Origin of the sequence: Clostridium estertheticum (assembly GCF_018861295.1) — a bacterium.
GTDB classification, from domain to species: Bacteria; Bacillota; Clostridia; order Clostridiales; family Clostridiaceae; genus Clostridium_AD; species Clostridium_AD estertheticum_D.
This window is the reverse complement of the sequence record NZ_JAHLDM010000089.1, coordinates 1-1,045: the sequence shown is the minus strand read 5'-3', so window position 1 is coordinate 1,045 and position 1,045 is coordinate 1. Positions and strand designations below refer to the sequence as shown.

2 pseudogenes are annotated in these 1,045 nt (G+C 28.6%); both read right to left on the bottom strand.

The features are described 5' to 3' along the window. A pseudogene (locus KPL54_RS25785) lies at positions 1-217 on the bottom strand (sulfide/dihydroorotate dehydrogenase-like FAD/NAD-binding protein); the annotation flags it as partial. Between the two features lie 266 nt (positions 218-483). Continuing rightward, a pseudogene (locus tag KPL54_RS25780) lies at positions 484-1,045 on the bottom strand (iron-containing alcohol dehydrogenase); the annotation flags it as partial.

The following is a 1,045-nucleotide window of genomic DNA, read 5'->3' as shown; positions in this document are numbered from 1 at the left end:
TTTCTTTTGTTGAACAACCTATAGTTTGAACAACTATAGTAACTGTACCTCTTTCAGCATCAAAGTCACTTATTGTTAACGGTATCCTCTCGCCTTTTTCATCCATTTTTATTATTATAAACTGACCAGGTTGTGCTGATTTAGCGACTCTTGGCGCCGCTATATCCATTAAAAATATTTGTGGTGCTAATGCTTTCTTTCCAACTATTTTATACATTTTTTTACCTCCACATCTTTCTATTATTTTATTCTACTTATGTACCCACATTAAATTTTAATTATGCTAATATATTTGTGCTATCTTTATTTTACCACAAAAATCTAAAGTATATTAAAACGTTAAAATTAATTTCAAATAAAATTTTGTATTAAAATAGACAGATAGTAAAGAGCATAACTTACCAATGCTATTACTATCTGTCCATTATTAATTATTAACTAATGTACATTTACAAAATTTTACAATAATTATTTAATTTCATATTAGAAATTAACTTTTTCACCGGTAAATGAACATGTTAATACTTTTTTCATCTCATCTAAATTTATTGGTCTTGGATTTGATCCTGTACATGCATCTTTTAAAGCATTCTCAGCTATAAAATCTAAATTAGCATCAAATTCTTCTTTAGTCATACCATTTTCAGAAAAAGATAATGGTATATTTAGAGTCTTATTTAAATCTCTTATCATATCAGTTAATGAATTTATTAATTCATCATCTGTATTCCCAGCAAGTTTTAATGTTCTAGCGATTGTAGCATATCTATCTCCACAAGATTTCTTATTAAAATCTATAACATGTGGAAGTAATATTGCATTTGCAAGACCATGTGCAACGTGGAATACACCACCTATTTTATGCGCCATACTATGAGATATTCCTAGTAATGCATTTGAAAATGCCATTCCAGCAAGACATTGTGCCATATGCATCTCATTTCTTGCTTCTACATTACCTTCAAATGATTTTACTAAATTCTCCTTAATCATAGTTATAGCTTGCATTGCAAGTGGATCTGAGAAATAAGAATGAAGTCCTGCA